The organism is Alicyclobacillus fastidiosus (genome assembly GCF_026651875.1).
GTDB classification, from domain to species: domain Bacteria; phylum Bacillota; class Bacilli; order Alicyclobacillales; family Alicyclobacillaceae; genus Alicyclobacillus; species Alicyclobacillus fastidiosus.
In genome coordinates this window covers 1,585,725-1,607,758 of the sequence record NZ_CP104067.1, presented here as the reverse complement: position 1 = coordinate 1,607,758, position 22,034 = coordinate 1,585,725, and the positions used below count along the sequence as shown (strand labels likewise).

The 22,034-nt window shown below is 55.1% G+C and carries 27 protein-coding genes, 4 tRNA genes and 1 riboswitch; of the genes, 7 read left to right on the top strand and 24 right to left on the bottom strand.

Translation table 11 applies throughout. From position 1 onward, the window contains the following. The first annotated feature begins 14 nt into the window (after positions 1–14). Positions 15–281 (top strand): hypothetical protein, encoded by a 267-nt coding sequence (locus tag NZD89_RS07935; RefSeq protein ID WP_268007193.1) that lies wholly within the window; start codon positions 15–17, stop codon positions 279–281. Positions 282–375: 94 nt separating this feature from the next. On the opposite strand, the gene NZD89_RS07930 is transcribed toward NZD89_RS07935, so the two are convergent. Beyond that, entirely contained in the window at positions 376–507 is a 132-nt protein-coding gene (locus tag NZD89_RS07930) for a hypothetical protein (protein ID WP_268007192.1), read from the bottom strand. Between the two features lie 384 nt (positions 508–891). Here NZD89_RS07930 and NZD89_RS07925 point away from each other — a divergent pair, with 384 nt between their 5' ends. Then, the gene (locus tag NZD89_RS07925) at positions 892–1,089 is read left to right on the top strand and encodes a hypothetical protein (protein WP_268007191.1); all 198 of its coding nucleotides are present in this window, start codon (positions 892–894) and stop codon (positions 1,087–1,089) included. A 245-nt stretch (positions 1,090–1,334) separates the two neighbouring features. Next, complete coding sequence (locus NZD89_RS07920) at positions 1,335–1,541, top strand: heavy-metal-associated domain-containing protein (RefSeq protein ID WP_268007190.1); 207 nt, start codon at positions 1,335–1,337, stop codon at positions 1,539–1,541. 382 nt (positions 1,542–1,923) lie between these two features. Here the strand turns inward: NZD89_RS07920 and NZD89_RS07915 are convergent, their stop codons facing one another. The 5 genes from NZD89_RS07915 to NZD89_RS07895 form a co-directional block, all read right to left on the bottom strand. Next, complete coding sequence (locus tag NZD89_RS07915; RefSeq protein ID WP_268007189.1) at positions 1,924–2,538, bottom strand: cell wall hydrolase; 615 nt, start codon at positions 2,536–2,538, stop codon at positions 1,924–1,926. Positions 2,539–2,545: 7 nt separating this feature from the next. After that, positions 2,546–2,681, bottom strand: a riboswitch (cyclic di-AMP (ydaO/yuaA leader). 195 nt (positions 2,682–2,876) lie between these two features. Next, positions 2,877–2,950, bottom strand: a tRNA-Cys gene (locus tag NZD89_RS07910). 102 nt (positions 2,951–3,052) lie between these two features. Continuing rightward, positions 3,053–3,127, bottom strand: a tRNA-Gly gene (locus NZD89_RS07905). A 12-nt stretch (positions 3,128–3,139) separates the two neighbouring features. Then, a tRNA-Phe gene (locus NZD89_RS07900) sits at positions 3,140–3,215 on the bottom strand. A gap of 89 nt (positions 3,216–3,304) precedes the next feature. Next, positions 3,305–3,379, bottom strand: a tRNA-Ala gene (locus NZD89_RS07895). Between the two features lie 135 nt (positions 3,380–3,514). Between NZD89_RS07895 and NZD89_RS07890 the strand changes: the two genes are divergently transcribed. Next, positions 3,515–4,021, top strand: coding sequence for a hypothetical protein (locus NZD89_RS07890; protein ID WP_268007187.1), 507 nt, complete (start codon positions 3,515–3,517; stop codon positions 4,019–4,021). An 82-nt stretch (positions 4,022–4,103) separates the two neighbouring features. Here NZD89_RS07890 and speD read toward each other — a convergent pair whose 3' ends face one another. From speD to NZD89_RS07870, 4 genes are all read right to left on the bottom strand, one after another. Beyond that, positions 4,104–4,487: an adenosylmethionine decarboxylase gene (gene speD / locus NZD89_RS07885; RefSeq protein ID WP_021296972.1), complete on the bottom strand. Its 384-nt coding sequence runs from the start codon at positions 4,485–4,487 to the stop codon at positions 4,104–4,106. Positions 4,488–4,699: 212 nt separating this feature from the next. Then, the gene (locus tag NZD89_RS07880) at positions 4,700–5,383 is read right to left on the bottom strand and encodes a rhomboid family intramembrane serine protease (protein WP_268007186.1); all 684 of its coding nucleotides are present in this window, start codon (positions 5,381–5,383) and stop codon (positions 4,700–4,702) included. 11 nt (positions 5,384–5,394) lie between these two features. Then, on the bottom strand, positions 5,395–6,528 hold the full coding sequence (locus NZD89_RS07875; RefSeq protein ID WP_268007185.1) for a glycosyltransferase family 4 protein: 1,134 nt from the start codon (positions 6,526–6,528) through the stop codon (positions 5,395–5,397). Between the two features lie 21 nt (positions 6,529–6,549). Next, positions 6,550–6,855, bottom strand: a complete 306-nt coding sequence (locus tag NZD89_RS07870) for a hypothetical protein (RefSeq protein ID WP_268007184.1) — start codon at positions 6,853–6,855, stop codon at positions 6,550–6,552. Between the two features lie 188 nt (positions 6,856–7,043). Here NZD89_RS07870 and NZD89_RS07865 point away from each other — a divergent pair, with 188 nt between their 5' ends. Beyond that, positions 7,044–7,898 carry a zinc metalloprotease HtpX gene (locus tag NZD89_RS07865; protein WP_268007183.1) on the top strand — a complete coding sequence of 285 codons (855 nt, stop codon included), beginning with the start codon at positions 7,044–7,046 and terminating at the stop codon, positions 7,896–7,898. 24 nt (positions 7,899–7,922) lie between these two features. On the opposite strand, the gene NZD89_RS07860 is transcribed toward NZD89_RS07865, so the two are convergent. From NZD89_RS07860 to NZD89_RS07845, 4 genes are all read right to left on the bottom strand, one after another. Next, complete coding sequence (locus NZD89_RS07860) at positions 7,923–9,116, bottom strand: ABC transporter permease (RefSeq protein ID WP_431308758.1); 1,194 nt, start codon at positions 9,114–9,116, stop codon at positions 7,923–7,925. Positions 9,117–9,127: 11 nt separating this feature from the next. Next, positions 9,128–9,802 carry an ABC transporter ATP-binding protein gene (locus tag NZD89_RS07855; protein WP_268007181.1) on the bottom strand — a complete coding sequence of 225 codons (675 nt, stop codon included), beginning with the start codon at positions 9,800–9,802 and terminating at the stop codon, positions 9,128–9,130. After that, on the bottom strand, positions 9,799–10,866 hold the full coding sequence (locus NZD89_RS07850; protein WP_268007180.1) for an efflux RND transporter periplasmic adaptor subunit: 1,068 nt from the start codon (positions 10,864–10,866) through the stop codon (positions 9,799–9,801). The genes NZD89_RS07855 and NZD89_RS07850 overlap by 4 nt, the downstream gene beginning before the upstream one ends. Before the next feature lie 66 nt (positions 10,867–10,932). Continuing rightward, positions 10,933–11,154, bottom strand: coding sequence for a hypothetical protein (locus tag NZD89_RS07845; protein WP_268007179.1), 222 nt, complete (start codon positions 11,152–11,154; stop codon positions 10,933–10,935). Between the two features lie 162 nt (positions 11,155–11,316). Here NZD89_RS07845 and NZD89_RS07840 point away from each other — a divergent pair, with 162 nt between their 5' ends. Together NZD89_RS07840 and NZD89_RS07835 are read left to right on the top strand one after the other, a co-directional pair. Beyond that, positions 11,317–11,682, top strand: coding sequence for a hypothetical protein (locus NZD89_RS07840; protein WP_268007178.1), 366 nt, complete (start codon positions 11,317–11,319; stop codon positions 11,680–11,682). Positions 11,683–11,742: 60 nt separating this feature from the next. Then, a complete protein-coding gene (locus NZD89_RS07835) occupies positions 11,743–12,180 on the top strand; it encodes a CBS domain-containing protein (protein ID WP_268007177.1) in 438 nt (145 codons plus the stop codon). A 60-nt stretch (positions 12,181–12,240) separates the two neighbouring features. Here the strand turns inward: NZD89_RS07835 and NZD89_RS07830 are convergent, their stop codons facing one another. From NZD89_RS07830 to ilvC, 10 genes are all read right to left on the bottom strand, one after another. Then, entirely contained in the window at positions 12,241–12,408 is a 168-nt protein-coding gene (locus NZD89_RS07830; RefSeq protein WP_268007176.1) for a hypothetical protein, read from the bottom strand. 136 nt (positions 12,409–12,544) lie between these two features. Then, positions 12,545–12,763 carry an alpha/beta-type small acid-soluble spore protein gene (locus NZD89_RS07825; protein ID WP_268007175.1) on the bottom strand — a complete coding sequence of 73 codons (219 nt, stop codon included), beginning with the start codon at positions 12,761–12,763 and terminating at the stop codon, positions 12,545–12,547. Positions 12,764–12,930: 167 nt separating this feature from the next. After that, positions 12,931–14,064 carry a citrate synthase gene (locus tag NZD89_RS07820; RefSeq protein WP_268007174.1) on the bottom strand — a complete coding sequence of 378 codons (1,134 nt, stop codon included), beginning with the start codon at positions 14,062–14,064 and terminating at the stop codon, positions 12,931–12,933. 194 nt (positions 14,065–14,258) lie between these two features. Then, on the bottom strand, positions 14,259–14,765 hold the full coding sequence (locus NZD89_RS07815) for a manganese efflux pump MntP (protein ID WP_268007173.1): 507 nt from the start codon (positions 14,763–14,765) through the stop codon (positions 14,259–14,261). Between the two features lie 49 nt (positions 14,766–14,814). Next, on the bottom strand, positions 14,815–16,173 hold the full coding sequence (locus tag NZD89_RS07810) for a bifunctional folylpolyglutamate synthase/dihydrofolate synthase (RefSeq protein WP_268007172.1): 1,359 nt from the start codon (positions 16,171–16,173) through the stop codon (positions 14,815–14,817). 123 nt (positions 16,174–16,296) lie between these two features. Then, positions 16,297–16,902 carry a 3-isopropylmalate dehydratase small subunit gene (gene leuD, locus NZD89_RS07805; RefSeq protein WP_268007171.1) on the bottom strand — a complete coding sequence of 202 codons (606 nt, stop codon included), beginning with the start codon at positions 16,900–16,902 and terminating at the stop codon, positions 16,297–16,299. Further along, positions 16,886–18,322, bottom strand: a complete 1,437-nt coding sequence (gene leuC, locus NZD89_RS07800) for a 3-isopropylmalate dehydratase large subunit (protein ID WP_268007170.1) — start codon at positions 18,320–18,322, stop codon at positions 16,886–16,888. Before leuC ends, leuD begins: the two co-directional genes overlap by 17 nt. Then, on the bottom strand, positions 18,323–19,405 hold the full coding sequence (leuB, locus tag NZD89_RS07795; RefSeq protein WP_268007169.1) for a 3-isopropylmalate dehydrogenase: 1,083 nt from the start codon (positions 19,403–19,405) through the stop codon (positions 18,323–18,325). 55 nt (positions 19,406–19,460) lie between these two features. Further along, positions 19,461–21,002, bottom strand: coding sequence for a 2-isopropylmalate synthase (locus NZD89_RS07790; protein ID WP_268008428.1), 1,542 nt, complete (start codon positions 21,000–21,002; stop codon positions 19,461–19,463). After that, positions 20,980–22,023 carry a ketol-acid reductoisomerase gene (gene ilvC, locus NZD89_RS07785; protein WP_268007168.1) on the bottom strand — a complete coding sequence of 348 codons (1,044 nt, stop codon included), beginning with the start codon at positions 22,021–22,023 and terminating at the stop codon, positions 20,980–20,982. Before ilvC ends, NZD89_RS07790 begins: the two co-directional genes overlap by 23 nt. Positions 22,024–22,034: the final 11 nt, after the last annotated feature.

Here is a 22,034-nt window from a genome sequence, read left to right as displayed (position 1 = left end):
AGGAGAGCGCCGGTATGAAGGAAGATGTCGGCCGAATAGTGGCGGGGGGCGATGATATGTGCGAAATCTGCGGTGCGACACTGGGAGGATTCCAATCCGGATTTTGCGCCCGCAAGGTGCCTCGGTCGGAAGCAAAGTATCCAGAATATCTCATTTGTTCTCATGGTTGTACGGAGATTATTCAACTCATCAGTCATGTGTCACAAGAGGTGGAGTTCGAGCTGTGCAAGTCTGAAGCCCGACATATGGCACAGGTCTTACTCGCCGCGATTGAAGAATAAATGCGCAGGCGTCCGTCGCCAAGCGTGCGCAGGGTGGCCAACACCAGTAAACCCGCGGTCTTGGCCACCGGAGCAACTTGTCGGTCGACGCGCTTCAGTGCGTCGGGTGATGCTTCGTATGACCGTATCCGTTTGCCAATCCGTTGTGCGCGAAGGACACGACACTGCCAGCACAAACCGCGAAACACAACAGTCCAGCACAGATGAATGCATACAGATTCCGCATCTGGATTCCCCCTCCTTCACTTCCTTGTGTAGCGTGGACCATCAGGAAGCGAATCATGTAAGGTAGAACGCCTTTCGCGTCGCTCGATTCAGGCGTTGGGAACAACCTCTGCAAAATCGAGCGGTCGAACGAGCACTTTCGATTGCCAAACGCGACTTCGCCAACGGCCTTTCGAAACGATGTCTTCGATGGCCCATTTCATAAATTTTCAGGCGCCGAGACCAACCGTGGTTCCACTACACAAAAAAAATTATGTGGTATGCGCTCGTTCGACACCTTTCGCACATTCAGCACCTTATAATCTTCCTAATCACAAACCACTAGTTTGTTTAACAACCTGTTCACTAGTCAATTCACTCTGATTTTTTGTGAGAGGTGACTGTTGTGGAAGGGTTCGCCTTCACGGAAGCAGAACGCGTGACAATTGAAGACGTCATTCAGCAAACCGGGGCTGAGCGTTGGCGTGTAGAAATCGCAGCGCTACGCATGAGATCCCACCCGGAGTTGCGTGGGTTTGATTTATTGCAATGGATTCGCGAATCCATTTCCTCTTCGACGACACAGCCTGGCGAGAACCGATAATATTCCACAGAGCCCTCCTGAATGGGCTTCTTTTTTGTGCTCAGGTGTCCTCACACGAATTCGATTTTACAACACATCGTCGCAATGTATGAGTTTAAATTCCCCAAAAATTTGCTCGGGACAGGCCGCCGGGCACGTTTTTCCTCGCGTGTGGTGCCCCCACACAGTGCTCATGTTCGAATAAAGCCGATCACCGACAGAGAGACTAAGCAAGTAGAAGTTCGTCATTCGGAGGGGGTTATCGCTTGACCATTTCAACTCTTACACTCGAAGGTGCAACCTGCGCCATGTGCGCGAATTCCGTATCCAATGCCCTGCATACGGTCGAAGGAATCAGGAATTTAGATGTGGATCTAGCCGACAAAGTGGCAACGATCACTTACGACGACGATGAAACGACCGACTCATTTATCCGCGATGTCGTAAATCGCGCGAATTGCGATTCGCATTGAGGGAAGCTCAGGCATTGCAGAATCACGGTTCTGCAATGCCTGTCTACCGGACGCAGTCGTAAAATGAATGACCACCACAAGTCAGTTCCGCCGAACGAAAGCATAGACCAGTGGGACGAAGGCCACACCGATGACGACCGCAGCCAGCACTTTCATGCTTCTGTCATACCTTAAGTGTGTCATTCGAACACACCCCTTTTAGGCGGCTATACATGGGTAACATATGCCATTCCACGGTCAGCAAACGCGGGTGACAGCCTATGTCTTTTACATCCGGCTGTATATGCTTCAATTCCCCGCAAATTGGACTATCACACACAGAAAAACGGCTTGGAAATAAAAAATGCGCCGCAGGTGATCCCACAGCGCCTAAGGTGATACATTACTTTGCGAATACCAGGTGGTCGTATTGAATGATGCGAGTTTGTGACCGGACCCAGTTATCAGATGAAGTTTCGGATGGATTATAAAACACCATCGCATGAGGCACTTCGTCCTCACCATGTTGCAAAACGTCTTTAGCCGCTTGTACACTCGACGCATTTGGAGTCTTATATATCGCGCCATTTGGCACGCAGGAGAACTGATAACACCCACCAGTCTCCTCGAACACGACATCGCGCACAGTTCCACCGTGCTGCCCGCTCTGTAGACGATGAAGGACAACATCCCCAACACTGATTTGAGCAGTGAGCGATTCGCCGCCCGCCTCAGCGTTGATGACGTGCTCCATCCAGTAGAGATTCTCTGCAGATGCACTGGAAGCTCGTTGTGTTGTCGTCTTGGGCGGTCGATGCTCGTGCGAGCGATGAGAAACAGCTTTAGGTGTAGAAGTAAGTGAGGGTTCCATCGGCCCCCATTTTGTGTTATCCGCAGTCAACCCCGATTGGTACGGCTGCACTGCGTTTGTATTGGTGGCCGCAAGGGCCGAACTAAGCGTAAGACTCCAGACAGTAGCAGCCGCAGACACACCGATTATCGTTCGCGACAAACGCATGTATCCCACGTCCTCTCGTTTTGAGCCTCCGAGGTTAGTTGTCGGGTTCGGATGACGAGACACCCGTCGCCTTGCGGCGATTGACCCCAAATATCTATTTATCCCCCGTACATCCTGATTGGACGATTCGGCTTTCTGTTCACATCGACAAAGCATAACACCTCTTCGCCTGTAACAGAATACGCAAAAATGATGAAACAGCGGGAGTTCCCGCTTCTGTGTCCATGGATGCCCAAAGGTGGTTTGACTGACCGGGGAGTCCATCTGTAGACATACCGTTTCGAAAGCGCAAAAAAGCACGGCTCCACATGGGAAACCGCGCTCTTTTTTGCTTTACTTGGAGGCGCCAACCGGATTCGAACCGGTGGTAAAGGTTTTGCAGACCTCTGCCTTACCACTTGGCTATGGCGCCACAACATGGAGCGGAAGACGGGATTCCGCCGTTCGAGCCGACGGCTCGAACTAGTCCCGTGAAACGGGGGAACCCTTGGATGAGAAGCCCGTCTTCGCTTCGTGGAGCGGAAGACGGGATTCGAACCCGCGACCCTCGCCTTGGCAAGGCGATGCTCTACCCCTGAGCCACTTCCGCATATTCAGCATATGGTGGCTCGGGACGGAATCGAACCGCCGACACGAGGATTTTCAGTCCTCTGCTCTACCGACTGAGCTACCGAGCCGCGTAACGACGCGAAAAGTAATATACAGTACAAAAGGAAGCTATGTCAACATACCGGAATATATCTCAAATTTAATCAATGCAATATTCTGGTGGAGCCGATGGGATTTGAACCCACAACCCCTACGCTGCCAGCGTAGTGCTCTCCCCTTGAGCTACGGCCCCGTTACTCGAGAACGTTCCTTATTGTACAGGAATAGACCATCTTGCGCAAGTATTGTATTGCGGGAAACAAATTACATAAATTTGGATTTTGATGGACAACATGTCTTTGAACGTAACTCCAAGGAGGACTGTGATATGAAGAAGTGGCTCGTGAGCCTGTCTGTAATCGGATGCTTGACATGCACCACTTGCACCGTATTTGCCGCAGATGGCTCGTCGCACCCGAAGACCACACCCACACATACAACACTGCATCCTGTGACCGCCAACGTGCAAAGTACAGAGGGTCCAAACATACACGATTGGGGAGATATCAAATCAAGTGTCCAGGTGACGCGAGACACCTTACGTGCAGCTTATCAGGCGAGCCACGATGCGTACACCAAGAAACTTCAAAAGTATGCGAAATGCTCTCCCAGTGCGGCGAAAAAGGCTGTCGTTGCAGAACATCCTGGGATGACGGTGGATGACATTCAGCTTCGCAATATTCGAACCAACTTGGTGTATATGTCTATCGTCCGCGACGACGAGGACAAGTATCTGGTCGTCGTCGACGCTGGCAACGGAAGCATTCTTGTCGACAAGCGCCTGCCAACGCACAACGAGCGGGTGTTTGCAAACCGAGACGACAGCACGAAATAAACATAACTGGTGTCGCCGCATGGCGACACAAAAAGGGCAACAGCTTGTGCTGTTGCCCTTTTTGTTATCCGCAGTGCTGACGTTAGAACGCCCGTACCTTTACGTCATTAACTTGAATTGGACCGACACCGCGTGGCACTTCTATCGATTCAAGGCGTGTTGCACCTAAATGTTTCGTGATATAGTCGCATGCCACATTCGGATCAATTCGTTCTCCGCAGGTGTACACGTCGATACTCGCGTATCCATGCTCCGGAAAGCTGTGGATGGTGAGATGGGATTCGGAAATGATGACAACACCGCTCACACCCTGAGGTGCAAACTTGTGAAATGCCACTTCTCGAACCTCGGCACCCGCTTCTAGTGCTGCATTTACCATTGTACGTTCAATACCCTGAACATCGTTTAACTTGTCTGCGTTGCAACCCCAAAGTTCGGCAATAACATGACGACCCATTGTATCCACAGCAAAAATCCCCCTTTGAGCCAATTCGGCCATGCCATCAACTCGGCATGTGGAATCGTCCCTACACCACGGGGGAAAGTTAGTCCGTAGAGGTCCTAACCCTTTAAGTGTAGAGCCGGATTCCGTATTGAGAAACGGAGCCAAGCAAAGATTACGAAGCATAGTATAAGATCTGATGCGACAATTTGCAACAACGAATTACGAACCAACTTTTAGATCACAGGTAACGGTGCAAATAGTGCGACGACGAGGCACAAGGCGGTTAACCCACTCATCCCTACCGCTGCAATGCGCCACACAGAAGGCCTTTGGTTCACTTTTACGTAAATTAGTGTGAGCAACATCCCAGCAATCATCCCACCAAGATGAGCCAACCAGTTAATGTCATGATTCGTGAAATCCAACACCACGTTGATGGCCAAGATGAACAACAACTGGTTGCGCACCACTCCAGGCAGTATCCGTAGAAGAGACAGCGCGAGCATCGCTCCGAACAAGCCAAAAATCGCGCCGGAGGCACCGGCACTCACATCGTTGACCGGGATAAACGCGAGCGTCAGTACATTCCCGAAGAGTCCGCTCACGAGATAAAGCGTCAGAAAGACGTTCGTGCCCAACAAACTTTCTACGGCCGTGAGTGTCCACAACGAAATCATATTCACGAGAAGGTGCATCACCGATACGTGAACAAACGTCGCCGTCAGCAGGCGAAAGACTTGTCCATGCGTGACAAACATGCCAACCATTGCACCCGCCCTAGCGTCGCCTTCAGTACTGTGCCCGAACACACTCTGTACAATCGCATACCAAGCCACGGTGATGGCGATCATTTTCCAGGTGGCAGGCCACCCAGCTATCGTCGTCAGACGACGAGAAAAAATGCCATTGCGCCTCATCTCACCCATCCTTAGGAAGAGCGGGTAAATTGGCGGAACCGAAGAATGTCTTCCTCGAGAACCGTATATCCCCGCTCGTACGCTTCAAGCATTTTTTGCGGTGCAAAGTCCGGGAGCACGAGTTGCGAGAACGCGTTCACGTACCTCGTGCGCTCGTCCTCTCTCTGCAACAGTGTATCCATGTCTGTCGCCAGGGCCCCAGCATCCCCGACCGGGGTCAATACACCAGCTCGTCCATCCTTAAGCAATGCCCGCAGCCCCGGGATATCCGACCCGATATTGGCCGCCCCATAGGTTCCAGCCTCGAGAATACAAAACGGCGTTCCCTCGCTCTTTGACGGCAGCACGTGAATCTCAATTGCCCCGTAGAAATCAGCCATCCCGGAGAGAAACCCTAAAAAGTGAACTCGATCCGCCACGCCCTCTCGAACAGCCAGTTGTTCGAGAGACTGGCGCATCTCTCCGTCCCCCGCAAGCAACAGGTGTGCGTTTTGCGTCTGAAGACGCGCCATCGCACGAATCAAAACGTCGAGGTTCTTGACCGGGTCAAAGCGAGCGGCGACCCCGATCAATCTCGCATCCTGTGCAATCCCCAGTCGATCCCGCCAAAGAGCCGCACACTCCGCCCGTCCTCGCGACAGCGGCGGCAGGTCTACCGCATTGGGAACATCGAGCACGGTACGGGTCGGAAGTACCTCGGCGAGCGAAGACTGAACGATAAATAGCCCCATCGCCTGCTTTAAGCTCCACATGTGTAACTTGGGATAAAGACGTGATTTGAGTGAACTGCCTAAGAAATCGTATGCTGGATGGCTGTGAATCGTGGACGTCCACGGCACGCGATGCCGCCGCGTAGCCAGTGCGGCGAGAATATTCATCCGTGGTCCATGGGCGTGTAATAATACTTCCCGCTCTGTTTGAAGCAGTTGCCTCAACTGTGAAACCGCTGCCAGCGTGCCGCCTTCTATCCTGTGCATGCGGACATCGGTCTTCGACAGAGTGTCCGCCAACGGTCCGGAGCCTAAGCTCACGAACCTGTAGCGCGAAGGATTCCCGAAACGCACAACCGTTCGAGCGAGTGTATTGATGTGCGCCGCCGCACCCCCTCGCTCATTTCCCGCGAAAAATACGAAAACTGTGCGCATGTTGTTCCTCCAGGTGTTAGGTCACGAAGGGCGATGTCCGTGCTTCGTGTGACACTCGATGTAGCGTTCCATTTCTTCGTCATCAAAGTGAAATGCATCGCGGTATAAAAATAGGAAATCGACTGACGTCCCCAGCTTTTCCGCAGTGAAGGCCAACAAGTGATTCCGCAAAACCGTGGGCTCTGGCCATACTTCCTCAAAGCGACTGCTGATCCGGCGATATTGCTGTTTGCTCATGCACGGAATCAGATGAACGAACGCCTCGGGAGGCAACTCAAGGATATCGTAGTTTCTTCCTTCGTATTCGATATTGACTCCTAACCGCATATACCCCATCCTTCAGTTCGTGAACCCCACGATGCATAGTTTTAGTATAACCAAACCAATTTGAGCACACAAATGAAGCGGATCTCCCGCGCACATGCATGAGTCCGGTTTTCTACGCTAAAATTGAAGTAGGCTGTCCCACAGACGGCTTGTCTTCACTCAGGTCGAGTTTTCTAAAGGAAGGACAGATGATGGTGAACACCCTTAAGACGTGGTCGTTCATGGCAGTACTCACGGTGATTCTCGTACTCATCGGGCACTTCATCGGCGGTTCACGGGGAATGCTCATCTTCCTGCTGATTTCCATCGCGATGAACGCCATCGCCTACTGGACGAGCGGGACCATGGCGATTCGCATGACTGGTAGTTACCCGGTTTCCGAGCGAGAGGTGCCGGAGGTGTACCAGATTGTTCGCCGACTCGCGCGTCGCGCGAACGTCCCCATGCCTGAAATATACATCACCCCCTCAGACCAACCGAACGCGTTTGCCACGGGCCGAGATCCTGCCCACGCGAAGGTAGCGGTAACTGAGGGGATCTTGCGCGTAATGCCTGCCAGGGAGCTGGAGGGCGTGTTGGCGCACGAAATGGCTCACGTAAAAAATCGTGATATTCTCATCAGCAGCATGGCGGCTGTGATGGCTGGAGCCATCACGAGCATCGCGAATTTGTTCCAGTGGACGATGTGGTTTGGCGGGAACGACAGAGAGGACAATAGCAACGTCGCCGCTGAACTGGCCCTCATGATCCTCGGTCCAATCGCGGCGTCGATGGTCCAGCTCGCGATTTCGCGCGCGAGAGAGTACAAGGCGGATGCGTTCGGTGCACGGCTGGTTGGCGATCCAAATCCGCTCGCGGACGCACTCGAACGGCTCGAGTCCTATAAACGACAACCGTTCGGACAAATGAACCCCTCCACCGCGCATTTGTTCATCATGAATCCGCTGCGAGGGGAGTCCCTGTTGCACCTATTCAGTACGCACCCACCGATGGAAGAGCGCATTCGACGCCTGCGAAACATGCGCGTCACGCACCTGCGCTAACTCCCTCATCCGGCAACCCGCACATTACTCATACCGCAGCGCGTCGATCGGATTTAGGCGCGCTGCTTTGTTTGCCGGATATAACCCGCACACAATTCCGATGACCGCGGAAAACAGAAAACTAAAGACGACCACCGGCCACTGCACGAAGGTCTGGACATGAGTTACCACACTGACGGCAACGCCAACCCCCATGCCCAAGAGAATACCTACGACACCGCCGATGAGCGTAATCATGACCGACTCTGTGAGAAACTGCAGTAAAATGGCGGACCGGGTTGCACCAAGCGACATGCGAATGCCGATCTCCTGTGTTCGCTCCGTCACCGAGACGAGCATGATGTTCATCACGCCAACGCCGCCAACCAGCAGTGCGATGCCAGCAATCGCTCCGATGACAAGCGTGAGAATGGAGGTCACTTGGTTGATGGTCCCTTCGACCGTCGAGAGAAACCCAGAAGACGTCTCAAACGCATTGGCGTCCCCCGCATTGACGTTCAGCGCAGTCACGATGTGACTAGCCAACTGTGATTTGTTGACGCCCGGCCGCGTCTGAACGTCCATTTCAGTGATATCCCAGGTAGGAAACAGATTTAGGCAGGTGGTCGCCGGCATATAGGCGTAGTCCGAGCCAAGAAAGAGGGAAAACAGATTGATTTGCTCAGACGCAGTAACCCCGATGACCTGAAAAGGTTCGCCCCCAATCGTGACGATTGACCCGACAGGGTTCCCGTTCCCGAACAATTTCCCGGCCAGCGTGTTCGACAACAGCACCACAGGTCGACTCGCGATGACGTCCGACTGTTGGAACATGTGGCCCTGAATCACTTGGAATCGCGCGAGGTTGTTTAAGTAGTCCGGACCCGCGTCAATACTCGCGTTGACGGTATGGGTGCCCGCACTGACATCGGTTTGGCCCGTGATGGTGTAGTCGACGCTTTGGACGCCGGAAAACTGTTGGGCGATGGCGAGATCGGATTGGCTCACGCTGAGCACTTGGCCAGGTTGTGGAAGCCCTGGGACAACCAGTTCCTTGGGCAAAATCTGAATTATATTCTGCATTTGATCGCTCGACAGAGCACTGACAATCGCGCGCTTTCCACCGTTTCCGACGGCCACAATGGAAATGATGGACGCCACGCCGATTAAAATGCCGAGCATCGTGAGAAACGACCGCAGTTTGTTCGCCAGAAGCGACGACATCGCCGACACAAACATCTCGCCGAAATTCACGCACGGCCCTCCTCTTGAATGACTCCATCCACTAGTCGAATGGTGCGTTGTGCGCATGCAGCGACACTCGGATCATGGGTGATAATCACGATGGTCATACCAGCTTCGTGGAGTTGCCGAAACAGTTCCATAATATCTGCCCCAGTCGCTTGGTCCAGCGCCCCCGTAGGTTCGTCGGCCAGTAGCAAGCGCGGGGAATTGGCCAACGCCCGGGCAATCGCCACGCGTTGTTTTTGCCCCCCTGACAAAGCAGTGGGAAGGTGGCGCGCCCGGTCCGCAAGCCCCACCTGTGTCAAGAGTTGTGCCGCACGCGCGCGACGTGCCGCCCGTGGGACACCTGCATACATCATCGGGAGTTCCACATTTCTCAACGCCGACATGCGCGGCAACAAATGGAAGTTTTGAAAGACAAACCCGATCGATTGGTTACGCAGCAGAGCGAGCTCCCGTTTCGTCCGTTCTGCCACCTCGATATCGTCTAATCGATACGATCCCGCCGTCGGCAAATCCAAACACCCCAGGATGTGCATGAGCGTCGACTTCCCGCTCCCTGACGGCCCCATGATGGAAACGAACTCGCCGTCTTCGATGGTGAGATCGATCTCCTTGAGGACAGTCAGCGTCTCTTCTCCAACCTCATATCGTTTGGTAATGGACCGAAGCGCAATCATCCAACGGTCACCGCCTGACCGTTTTTCAGCGTACTCGGCGGGTTGATCAGGATCCGCTCTCCGGCATGCAGTCCAGACGTCACTTCCACCGACGTGTCGTTGGTGATCCCTAGCTGAACCTGCGTGAGCTGTGCTTTTCCTCCTGTCACCACGTAGACCGCGTAGTTGCTTCCCTGTTGCACGAGCGCCCCATAGGGAACGGTCGGCACCCCTTTGTGCGTGGTACTGGCTATTTTGCAGTTGACTTGATACCCAAGCGGCACCGCAAACGACCCCGTCGGGTGAACGTCCACCTCGACTTGGCCAGTCCCGTTCTGGTCCGTTTCGGCAAACGGTGCCACCATGGCGACAGTGCCGTGAAACGTCTCGTTGGGAAACGCATCGCTCGTGATCGACACCGGCATTCCGGATTTTACGTGTGTAGCATCGACTTCGGAAAGCTCGAGGACGATTTGTTTTTGCGGCCCGACCACCTCCACGATGGGCGATGCATTCCCACTCGCGTCGACCCCGGCCGGGGACGCAACGATGACGGTGCCAGTCAGACTCGCCTCGATCATCGTAGCTGCAAGCGCGGCCTGTGCGCTCCTCAATTGCTGCTGCGCCTGTGTCATGGCAGCCTGTGCGGCATCCACTTGTGGCAGCCACATCTGCTTCAACAGGGTGGGCGCACTGTTGTATCCCGCTTCGGCCTGATTGTATTCCGCCTGCGCGGCGCTGACAGCGGCCTTTGCATCGGAAATTGCTTGCTGCTGCGACGTATCGTTCAGATGAAGCAGGACTTGCCCTTGTTTCACGTGCTGCCCCACGGAAACGTCCATGCGCTCTACAGGGGATGTCAACTGACTCGCTTGGATGAGTTGCCGTTGTACCGGCCTGACTTGCCCAGAGGAAAAAATCACGCGTTTCATCGTTTGCAATCGCACGGTGGTCACCTGAAGTACAGGTGTCGCATGCTTGCGTTGAAGGTCAACGAACGTCAGTACGGCTATTGTGATGAGGGCGAGACCGACGGCAGTTGCGCCGATGGCTATACGCCGGCCCCTTCGTGATGACTCGCGCACATTGTATCCCCCCAGCTTGTCATACTCAGTGTATATACAACATACCACAAGGAGGGAATGGCTTTATCATCGACTGCCGTACGGTTGCCTTGCATAAGAGGCATACTCTGATTGGCGTGGGGGAATCGGTTGTTCTAGGGCAGCAAAAAGTCGGGAGGATGAATGCGAAAAAACATAGGTGCTTCCGTAAGAAGGTTGTCGTTCCATCTGCTCGAGCGTCTTTTGCATGTCGTTTAACATCAACTGCATCTGCTGAATTTGAGCTGTCAGCCGCTGGACGTCATTCATTTGAGGTACCCCCCTGAACACTCCGCTATCTCCCTCACAGGATGTTCTAAGCGGCGATGGATCATACAAACCAACCGCGCTCACCCGGCATACGTCGGACTAGCCAACCATACACATGAAGCAAAGGGTTTGTCCTGACACCGATAAATGAGGGGTCTGAACATGAATAGCAAAACGACTTGCCGCATCGTCGGTTGGGTTTTTTTGATGCAAGGCGTCGCAGGGATCGCGATGGGACACCTCGGGGCGTACTTGCAATTCACTCAAATCGAATCGTACGTCAGTTTGGCGCTTGGCATTCTTGCCGTGCTCGGAGCGCGAAGGCGCCGACGTGTAGCCGCGCTTACGCTGGCGGTTGCCGGACTGTGTTGCCTTCTGTGGGGAACCGCAGGGATGTGGATGCAACACCCATTATTCGGAAGTTTAGAGCCGCTCGACAGCATCATTCGCGAGCTCGCTGCCATTTGGTCGCTAGGGACTTGTGCGCACGACGTATTAGCGTGGCGTCGACATATTTCTGCCACGTGATAATTGGGGTATCCGCGGACATACTACCTATGTACATCACCTATGGGAGGGGTATGCCGAATGAACGTGGAACAGATTATGACCACCAATGTGCAATGCTGTTGTGGGACGGACTCTATTCAGAAGGCTGCACAAGCCATGAAGACCCATAACTGCGGTTCCATACCGGTATGTGACAACAAGAAAGTGATCGGGTTGATTACGGACCGGGATATCGTGTTGAAAGCCGTCGCCCGCGGCAAAGCGGACGTGCGCATCGAGGAATGTATGTCCAACAACGTCGTTACTTGTACCCCGGACACCGACGCCCACGAAGCCGCAGACTTGATGGCGCGGCACCAAATCCGCCGTTTGCCAGTGGTTAACGCATCTGGAGAACTCTGCGGAATCCTGTCGATTGGCGACCTTGCGACTGTGGACATCCACATGAATGAAGCTGGAGATGCACTCAGCAAGATTTCAACCCGCACAGACCAACAATCCAACGTCGTCCATTGACCTTGAATGAGTTAAAAGGGCGATCCCGTCGGTCGGGATCGCCCTTTCCCCGTTTCAGAGTCACTGATCTGTGGCTGTGACTTGCTGCTCTTCGCGCCGAAGCGACAACTCGACATGGGCCTCCAACGTGTGTGCGACGAGTTGCATCAACTTGTTGACAAAAGTGATTCCATACGCTGTGACTCCTTGCGAGACGGCGATGAGTGCTGGCCAAATCCATGCATGCATAGTGGTGTATCCCCCTCGTTTGAATGTAGAGAAGAGATGCCACACAGTGGTGAGATAGGGGACAACAGAACGACAAATAACCCTTGGCCCCCCCGTCGGGCCAAGGGTTATGGCGCGCACTGCCCAATCCTAAGTGTTACGCTTCGGGTGTCTGCTCTGCTAGGCGTTCCTGCGCAAAGGCCACCAATTTACGTGTAATGCTGCCGCCGATGGAACCGTTTTCGAAAGATGAGACAAATCCCCAATACCCATCGGACGGCGGGGTAATCCCGAGTTCCGTCGCTACTTCGTACTTCATGTCCTGAAGCGCACGTGTCGCTTGTTGCAGCAGAAGACGATTGCTGTTGTTGGCCATTAGGCATCCCTCCCATGTGCCTTAGGTTTTCCCGCACGCAACCGCGTACGCTAGTACATATTGCTACGTGTAGGCGTACGAAAAAGGCTGATGTGAGGGTGCACCATACCCTTTCACATCAGCCTCGAATGCGCGTTGTGTTTCCGTTTACACCCTGCTCCTACGACTTAGCGCTCGTTGACCGGGATGTACTTTTGGTCGACCTTGCCTACGTATTCGGCGCGAGGGCGGATCAAGCGATTGTTGCGGTATTGTTCAAGTACGTGTGCCGACCATCCAGAAATGCGGCTGATAGCGAAGATCGGCGTAAACAAGTGCGTTGGAATGCCCATTGCATAGTACATCGACGCAGAGTAGAAGTCGACGTTGGCGTTCAGGCCCTTGCTGTCCTTTACATAGGCCTCAATGGTCTGCGACATGTTGAACCACTTGGTTTGACCAGCAAGCTCGCCAGCCTCTTTACTGAGCTTGCGCAGATGGGTCGCGCGCGGGTCTTCCGTGCGGTATACGCGGTGACCGAAGCCCATGATCTTGCGTTTGTTGGCAAGTGCATCCGCAATCCACTGCTGTGCCTTGGACTCATCGTCGATTTCCAGGAGCATCTTCATGACCTGTTCGTTGGCGCCACCGTGCAGAGGTCCCTTCAGCGTGCCCACGGCAGATGTGATGGCCGAATACATGTCCGATAACGTACCAGCGGTCACTCGCGCAGAGAACGTCGACGCGTTCAACTCGTGATCTGCGTGCAAGATCAACGCGATGTTGAATGCGCGTTCCACAAATTCCGACGGCTTCTCGCCCCGCAGTTGATAAAAGAAGCTAGCTGCAGAACTGAGTGATGCGTCTGGTTGAATGGGCTCAAGACCCTGACGGATGCGTTCGAACGAGGTGACGATAGTGGGGAGTTGCGCGACGAGGCGGGTAGCTTTCCGAATGTTCGCTTCAAGCGATTCGTCGCCGTTGTCCGGGTCGTACAGGCCTAGGTCCGACACCGCTGTACGGAGTACTTCCATCGCGTTGGCATCCTTGGGAACGCTGCGGAGGAAGTTGAGGACGGCTTCTGGGAGTTCACGTTGCGTAGCAATCGCTTTGGTAAATGTCTCAAGCTCCGATTTTGACGGAAGTTTGCCGTGCCAGAGCAGGAAGATGACTTCCTCAAAGGAAGCGCCACCATTGACGAGATCATGAATATCGTAACCCTGATAAATCAGACGGCCTTCTTTGCCATCTACGAAACAAATTTCGGACGTGTTGGCAACAACGTCTTCCAACCCGGCTTTAAACGTGGTTTCTGCTGCCATAATAGAGCCTCCTCATCCCTGATGCCTCTATGAAGGACGCGTGGACTGCATGTTCGTCATGCATAAGCTTCCTTCACGAATCTCCTTCGACATTATACTACAAGTTCCAGGTGCATAAAAATCGAGTCTTTGTCCATGGCGGAACGCCTCGATGAACCTGCCAAGGCCAGCTCATCGAAGCGTCCCTGACGACATCACACGAACGCCATGACCCCGGCGACAATCAGCAGGACGGCACCCGACAGTTTGTCGGCCGACAGGCTGACTTTTTTGCCGAGATAGCGGCCGAGTTCGAGGCCAGCCAACGTCATGAGCAGGCTGACCAAACCAAAAATTACGGCCGCCAGGACAAGTGGCGCCTTGAACATGCCGACTCCAAATCCCACGGTTAAATTGTCGAGACTGAGCGCCACAGCCAGAAAGAGAATACTCACTCCCTTGGCTTTCGCGGCCTTGTCTGCCTCATCCTCGCCACCGTCGTGCTTAAACAAGCTGTAGACGCCCATAATCACGAGGACGGCTATCCCGACAAAGCGCGCCTTCCCACCGATATTACCGGCGACAGACTCGCCGACGACCATGCCGATGACGGGCATGATGGCCTCGAAGACAGCAAAGATGAGCGCCGTGCGCAATTGATGCGCACGTGACAGCTGCGACGTCCCCAAGGCGACGGACGCCAGACCGTTGTTGGCGCCCATGGCAAATCCAAACAGAATCAGTTGCCAAACCAGTGCCGTCCCCTCCTAGCTATTGATGCGCGTGCCACAACGACTTCGTTGGCACATGAAAAATTCGTAAGACGTCTCCCACGAACGATTGCGTCCCCAGGAACAAAATGGTATCCTCCGAATTCGCACTCGCCCGAGCGCGTTGGACAGCCACTTCGACATTTGGTTCCCACTGCACGCGCTGTACGTGGTCCTTCGCGACCGCGACCAAATCACGCGTGTAATACAAGTGAGGATTCGAACACGTGGTCACGATGATTTCGTCCAAATGTGGAGCCAATGTCTCGACGACGCCCGCGGCGTCCTTGTCGTCGGGCAGAGACAACACCGCCGTAATTTTGCCTGAGGGTTTGGCACGGAGTAGCCAATCGACGACAAAGCGGGCATTGACCGCATGAATTGCACCATCGACGAGACATGTCGGTCGGTTTGAGATCACTTGAAGACGACCTGGAAACGCGAGGTGTTCAAGGCTGACGTCGAGTGCCGGGCCGCTCTTTCCAAGCGATTTGAGTACCTGCTTCGCCGCCATCAGCGCAACAGCTACGTTCCCCGCGAAGGGTGCAAGATTCACACCGATCTTGGCGCAAAGGGGTTCGTTCTTTGCGCTTGCCACCTGAACGGTCCACACTTCGCCTGTCCCACTCATCACTTCATATGTAAAGTCGCGGCCCAATAGACGCCACACTTGGTGACGAGCTGCAAAATGTTCCTCCATCATCCGCTCGACCATCACATCCTGCTGGTAACTGACAGTCCAGGCCGTGTCATCTGTGACTACGCCTAGTTTCTCACGGACCACATCCGACCACTCGGGTCCAAGCTTGTCCAAGTGCTCGGCAAAAATTGGCGTGACGAGCGCTCCCTGATGACGAACCTGATTGACGTCGTCATACAAGGCCCCGCGCCCGAGTTCAAAGACGTTGACGTCCGTTGTTTGTTCGCGAAACCAAATGCTTGCCATCACGGCGACGAGACCAACCGGTCCCACGTAGTGGTCATCGGCCAGCGGCATCTCCTTCGCCGCTTCTTGGACGACCTTCGCCAGGCGGACAAAGTCCTCATTTGACACGGCTCGGCCGTCCACGCGCAGACGCTCCAAAAAATCGACCAAGTGCGGACTGGTGAACAGTCCCACGCGTAGACCTGCAGCTTGGAGGATGGCCGCGAGCAAAATCGCGTGTGCCCCTTTTCCTTTGCTACCCGTGACGGCCACGTTGTAGGCCGCTTCGTCCGGGCGTCCGACGGCGTTGAGCAGCCACCTCGTCCATTGCGGATGGCGAACGTCCCGGTCAAACCCTACCCGCTTGGCAGCTGGCACGCGGGTATATGATGCAAATATCCATTGAATTGCTTCCGTGACCTGTTGTTCGATCACGCCCCCGCCCCCCGTCTCCTCAAGTGTAGCACACACCAAAGTGCGCCGTGGCCACCCTTTTGGAGTGACACACGGCGCACCGAAAACAATCCACACCTAGCTCTATTTTAATAATAATGTGGTTTAATACGTCAGTTGATAGATTTGTCGCTTGTCCTCATAGGCTACGATGTCGTCCTGCAACTGCAACGTCAGACCGATGTCATCGAGGCCATTGAGGAGCATGTGCTTCTTGTGGGGGTCTACCTCGAACGGAACCGTTACGCCGTGATCCGTCACGATGACCTGACCTGCTAAGTCGACCGTCGCGCGGTCCCATTCCCCACGAGCGTGAGAAGCTGCAAGCTCGTCACGGACGTCTTGCGGAATGACGACTGGCAGAACACCGTTTTTAAAGCAATTGTTGAAGAAGATATCGGCGAACGACGGAGCGATGACGATGCCGATTCCATAATCGCGCAACGCCCACACCGCGTGTTCGCGCGAAGATCCACATCCGAAGTTCGCGTCGGCCAACAAAACAGATGCGCCCTGTGCACGCTCTGCATTCAGTTCGAAATCGGGGTTCGGTTCACCAGACCTTTGGTAGCGCCAGTCATAAAACAGAAACTCACCAAATCCATCGCGTTCGATCCGCTTGAGGAACTGCTTTGGAATAATTTGGTCCGTGTCGACATTGACTCGGCTTAGGACCACAACTTTACCCTCATGCTTAACGAGCGGCTCCATGAGCGACACCTCCTTCATGTACTGCGGCGAACTCGCGCACGTCGACAAAGTGACCCTCGAGTGCGGTCGCAGCGGCCATCGCTGGACTCACGAGGTGTGTCCGCGCACCACGGCCCTGGCGCCCTTCGAAATTGCGGTTGGACGTCGACGCACACCGCTCACCAGCCGGAATGATATCCGGGTTCATGCCGAGGCACATGCTACACCCCGGTTCACGCCACTCGAACCCTGCCGCCGTGAACACTTCGTGTAACCCTTCGGACTCCGCTTGCCGCTTGACCTGTTTCGACCCAGGTACGACTAACGCGCGCACTCCGTCAGCCACGTGACGACCTCGGACGATAGACGCCGCCAGCCGCAAATCTTCGATGCGAGCATTGGTACACGATCCGATGAACACGTGCTGGACGGCGATGTCGGTAATTTTCGTACCCGGCGTCAGCCCCATGTACTCGAGCGCCTGCGTGACGGCACGCTGCTCCACGGAGGACTCGAAATCGTCCGGACTCGGTACCTTTCCGTCGACACCGCTGCCCATACCAGGATTGGTACCCCACGTAACCTGCGGGGAAAGTTCACTGACGTCGAATACGATGTCCGTGTCAAACACGGCGTCGTCATCCGATTTGAGTTCGCGCCACACCGCCACTGCTTCGTCCCACTCTTGGCCACGCGGCGCGTGAGGGCGGTCCTTGACATAGGCGATGGTCTTCTCGTCCGGCGCCATGAGCCCCGCGCGCGCGCCCGCCTCGATAGACATGTTACAGATGGTCATCCGCTGCTCCATCGTGAGGGTCCCAATGAGGCTGCCCGCGAATTCAATGACGTGTCCGGTACCGAAGTTCACGCCGTATTTTGCAATCAGTGCCAGGATGACGTCCTTTGACGTGACGCCTGGCGCGAGCGAGCCTTCCAGTTGTATCCGCAACGTCTTGGGCCGCGTCTGCCACAGGCATTGCGTCGCCAACACGTGTTCTACTTCACTTGTCCCGATACCAAACGCCAAGGCGCCAAACGCACCGTGTGTCGACGTGTGACTGTCGCCGCAGACAATCGTCTTGCCAGGTACCGTCAGGCCGAGTTCGGGACCGATGACGTGGACAATCCCCTGGTGTGGACTGTCGAGGTCGGCTAATTGGACGCCGAACTCGCGGCAGTTCTCAATCAGGGTCTCGATTTGCTTTTTGGCAATCTGATCCCGTACGTCGAACGGATTGTCCGTCGGAACGTTGTGATCCATCGTTGCAAACGTCTGGTTCGGCTGCCGTACCCGGCGGCCCGCGAAGCGAAGTCCGGCAAACGCCTGTGGCGACGTCACCTCGTGCACGAGGTGCAAATCGATATAGAGTAGGCTCTGTCCATCCTCCAACGTCTTGACAACGTGAGCGTCCCAGATTTTCTCAAACAGCGTTTTCCCCATTTAACCATTCAGCCTCCTTTGCAATTCGCTGCGAACCAGCGCACTCATCTGTTCGGTACCGACCGATTCGCCGCCTTGGCCGGCCAAGTCGCGCGTGCGGTGACCTGATTCGATGACGTGGAGCACCGCGGCCTCGACGTGTTGCGCCACATCCTCCAATCCAAGCGAATGGCGCAACAACATGGCGACGGAGAGAAAGCTCGCCAGTGGATTGGCCACGCCAGTGCCCGCGATGTCTGGTGCGGAACCGTGCACGGGTTCATATAAACCGGGTCTGTCGGCGCCGAGACTAGCGGACGGCAACATGCCGATGGATCCAGTGAGGACTGCCGCCTCATCGCTCAAAATGTCGCCGAACATGTTCTCCGTCACGACCACGTCAAACTGATTCGGGCGTTGAATCAATTGCATCGCCGCAGTGTCCACGAGCAGGTGTTCCACGGTGACGTCCGGATACTCAGGCGCGATGGATTGAACGATTTCTCGCCACATGCGACTGGATTCCAATACGTTTGCCTTGTCGACGGAAGTCAGCTTTTTACGGCGGCTCTTGGCGATGTCAAACGCCTGTCGGACGACGCGTTCGATTTCGTGACGCGTGTAGTAGAGCGTGTCCACGACGGCATCTCCGCCGTTCAGTCGCTGTTTGGGCTCGCCGAAGTAGAGTCCACCAGTCAGCTCCCGAACGATCACCATGTCGACGCCGTTCAACAACTCGGCCTTCAGTGGCGAAGCGAGCAGAAGACCTGGCCACGTGCGGATGGGACGAAGGTTCGCAAACACGCCAAGCTGCTTTCGAATCCCCAGAAGCCCTGCTTCCGGGCGTACATCGCCTGGCAAGTGGTCCCACTTTGGCCCGCCGACGGCACCGAGAAGAATGGCGTCGGAGGCTTTGCACTTCGCCACCGTCTCAGGTGGAAGCGGATGTCCTGTCTGGTCATACGCCGCGCCCCCGATCAGCGCCTCCTCAAGAACCCACGTCTCTCCGACTGCTTGTGCAACATCCTCGAGCAGGCGTCGGGCCTCTTTCGTCACCTCCGGCCCAATGCCGTCTCCTGGTAGAATCGTAATCTGTCTCGTCATAGGGTCCTCCTTCTCCAAGGTGGAGGGGGCTCTCGTGTGAGCCCCCTTGTCATGCTCACGCCTGCGCCGAAACGGCGAGTTGCACGTCATCTAGGCGTTCTTTGATAAGCACCCGGTTAATCGCATCGAGAAATGCCCTCGCCGAAGCGGACAACACGTCACTGTGAACGCCGCGACCCGTGACGACCCGCTCGTGATACGCCACTTTGACATACACCTCAGCGAGTGAATCACCGCCACCCGTCGTCGATTGAATTCGGTAGTCTACAAGTTGGACGGGGCCATCCACCACTCGGTCGAGGCAGTTGAAAATCGCTTCAACTGAACCGTTCCCTGTAGCCGCCTCACGCAGGATTTCTCCGCTCGGCCCACGTACGCCCATCGCCGCCGTGGTCTCGTTCAAACCATACGAGACGTGCAAGAATTCGAGGTCGTATTTGTGGTCTTCGATAGACGACTCGAGAACGAGCGCCAAGATGTCGTCATCGGTGATTTCCTTTTTCGTCTCCGTCAACGCCTTAAACGCTGCGAACAGGCGATTGAACTGTTGCTCACCGAGTTGCAAGTTCAACTCTTCACACTTTTCCTTGAACGCGTGGCGTCCGGAATGTTTGCCTAGAACCATGCGGTTGGAGTTCAGGCCGACCATTTCTGGGCGAATGATCTCGTACGTGAGCGCATTTTTCAGCACGCCATCCTGGTGTATACCAGACTCGTGAGCAAACGCGTTGTTCCCGACCACCGCCTTGTTCGCAGGCACCGCCATCCCAGTCAGCTTCGCGACGAGCTTGCTGGTCAATGCCGTCTCCGCCAGTTGAATGCGCGTCGAGCGGCCGTACACGTCCTTGCGAATGGCCAGAGCGACGAGGAGCTCTTCAAGTGCCGCGTTGCCCGCTCTCTCGCCTATCCCGTTGATAGTGCCTTCGATTTGTTCAACGCCCGTCTGAATCGCGGCCAGGCTGTTTGCGACGGCGAGCCCTAAATCGTCGTGGCAATGCGCGGAGAGTTTCACGTCACCCAAATTTGGGACGTTGGCGCGAATGTACTCAAAGAGTCGGACGTATTCGCTGGGCGTCGTGTACCCTACGGTGTCGGGAAGGTTGATGACCTTCGCGCCCGCATCGATGACTTGCGTGATAATCCTCACGAGAAAGTCCCAGTCGCTTCGCGTTGCGTCCTCCGCCGACCATTGGACCACCGGAAACCGAGACGCGGCATACCGCACGCATTCGACCGCTGTTTCGACAACCTCGTCAGGTGACTTGCGCAGTTTGTGCTCCATGTGAATCGGCGATGTCGCGATGAAGATGTGCAGGCGGGGCTGCGCTGCGTGCCGCAACGCTTCCCACGCCGCGTCGATGTCCGATTTAGTGGCGCGAGCGAGCCCCGCGACTGAACAGTCCTTGACCCGGTTGGCGATTTCCTGGATCGCTTTAAAATCGCCCGGCGAAGAGGCTGGAAATCCCGCCTCCATAATATCGACGCCGAAACGTTCGAGTTGAATGGCAATTTCAAGCTTTTCACTGCCGTGTAGATTCACACCAGCTGACTGTTCACCGTCACGCAGGGTTGTATCAAACACGTCCAGCTTTCGCACCATGAACCACCTCCGGCTGGGTTTGTTTGCTCTTGGTTTGAATAAATGGCATCATGGCGCGAAGTTCACGGCCCACGACTTCGATGGGATGTTCACCTTCGCGGCGGTTGATCGCGTTAAACATCGGGCGATTCGCTTGATTTTCCAGTATCCAGCTTTTCGCAAATACACCGCTTTGAATATCTTCGAGAACGCGTTTCATCTCGGCTTTCGTCTCTTCCGTCACAATGCGCGGCCCGGTGACGAAGTCTCCCCACTGCGCGGTGTCGGAGATGGAATAGCGCATGTATTCAAGTCCACCCTCGTAGATCAGGTCGACGATCAATTTCATTTCGTGCAAACACTCGAAATACGCCACTTCCGGTTGATACCCCGCTTCGATGAGGGTCTCGAATCCAGCCTTGATCAAGGCCGACACGCCGCCGCAAAGTACGGCCTGCTCGCCGAACAAGTCGGATTCCGTCTCCTCACGGAACGAAGTCTTCAGGACGCCTGCGCGACCTGCGCCGATACCCCGTGCGTAGGCGAGCGCCAATGCCTCCGCTTGACCGCTCGCATCCTGTTCCACGGCGATCAGCGATGGAACGCCGCCACCCGCCTCGTACACGCGTCGCACGAGGTGGCCAGGTCCCTTAGGCGCGACCATGAACACGTCGACGTCAGAAGGCGGTTGAATTTGCGAAAAGTGAATGTTGAACCCATGTGCAAACGCGAGTGCCTTGCTGCTGTTCAGGTACGGTTTGACCTCTTGCTGATACACGCCCACTTGACGTTCATCCGGCAGAAGAATCATGATCACATCCGCCTGCTCGACCGCTTCACCCACTGCATATACCCGGAAACCGTCAGCTTCTGCGCGCTCCCAACTCGATCCCGGACGAAGCCCCACCACGACATCAAATCCACTGTCCCGCAGGTTCTGTGCGTGTGCGTGCCCCTGAGAACCGTACCCGAGAATTGCGATGGTTTTGTCTGCGAGAGCTTGCACTGAAATGTCTGCGTCATAGAAAATTTTTGTCATATCTGAACACT

Bases quoted from the DNA above. Each gene is read 5' to 3' on its own strand.
- NZD89_RS07860 (WP_431308758.1), bottom strand. From the start codon at position 9,116: ATGTTTGTGTCGGCGATGTCGTCGCTTCTGGCGAACAAACTGCGGTCG.
- NZD89_RS07815 (WP_268007173.1), bottom strand. From the start codon at position 14,765: ATGGGCGCCAACAACGGTCTGGCGTCCGTCGCCTTGGGGACGTCGCAG.
- ilvC (WP_268007168.1), bottom strand. From the start codon at position 22,023: ATGACAAAAATTTTCTATGACGCAGACATTTCAGTGCAAGCTCTCGCA.
- NZD89_RS07820 (WP_268007174.1), bottom strand. From the start codon at position 14,064: ATGGCAGCAGAAACCACGTTTAAAGCCGGGTTGGAAGACGTTGTTGCC.
- NZD89_RS07855 (WP_268007181.1), bottom strand. From the start codon at position 9,802: ATGATTGCGCTTCGGTCCATTACCAAACGATATGAGGTTGGAGAAGAG.
- NZD89_RS07835 (WP_268007177.1), top strand. From the start codon at position 11,743: ATGAACGTGGAACAGATTATGACCACCAATGTGCAATGCTGTTGTGGG.
- NZD89_RS07915 (WP_268007189.1), bottom strand. From the start codon at position 2,538: ATGCGTTTGTCGCGAACGATAATCGGTGTGTCTGCGGCTGCTACTGTC.
- NZD89_RS07880 (WP_268007186.1), bottom strand. From the start codon at position 5,383: ATGAGGCGCAATGGCATTTTTTCTCGTCGTCTGACGACGATAGCTGGG.
- leuD (WP_268007171.1), bottom strand. From the start codon at position 16,902: ATGGAGCCGCTCGTTAAGCATGAGGGTAAAGTTGTGGTCCTAAGCCGA.
- NZD89_RS07935 (WP_268007193.1), top strand. From the start codon at position 15: ATGAAGGAAGATGTCGGCCGAATAGTGGCGGGGGGCGATGATATGTGC.
- leuC (WP_268007170.1), bottom strand. From the start codon at position 18,322: ATGGGGAAAACGCTGTTTGAGAAAATCTGGGACGCTCACGTTGTCAAG.
- NZD89_RS07930 (WP_268007192.1), bottom strand. From the start codon at position 507: ATGCGGAATCTGTATGCATTCATCTGTGCTGGACTGTTGTGTTTCGCG.
- leuB (WP_268007169.1), bottom strand. From the start codon at position 19,405: ATGACGAGACAGATTACGATTCTACCAGGAGACGGCATTGGGCCGGAG.
- NZD89_RS07875 (WP_268007185.1), bottom strand. From the start codon at position 6,528: ATGCGCACAGTTTTCGTATTTTTCGCGGGAAATGAGCGAGGGGGTGCG.
- NZD89_RS07865 (WP_268007183.1), top strand. From the start codon at position 7,044: ATGATGGTGAACACCCTTAAGACGTGGTCGTTCATGGCAGTACTCACG.
- NZD89_RS07825 (WP_268007175.1), bottom strand. From the start codon at position 12,763: ATGGCCAACAACAGCAATCGTCTTCTGCTGCAACAAGCGACACGTGCG.
- NZD89_RS07870 (WP_268007184.1), bottom strand. From the start codon at position 6,855: ATGCGGTTAGGAGTCAATATCGAATACGAAGGAAGAAACTACGATATC.
- NZD89_RS07840 (WP_268007178.1), top strand. From the start codon at position 11,317: ATGAATAGCAAAACGACTTGCCGCATCGTCGGTTGGGTTTTTTTGATG.
- NZD89_RS07890 (WP_268007187.1), top strand. From the start codon at position 3,515: ATGAAGAAGTGGCTCGTGAGCCTGTCTGTAATCGGATGCTTGACATGC.
- NZD89_RS07845 (WP_268007179.1), bottom strand. From the start codon at position 11,154: ATGAATGACGTCCAGCGGCTGACAGCTCAAATTCAGCAGATGCAGTTG.
- NZD89_RS07830 (WP_268007176.1), bottom strand. From the start codon at position 12,408: ATGCATGCATGGATTTGGCCAGCACTCATCGCCGTCTCGCAAGGAGTC.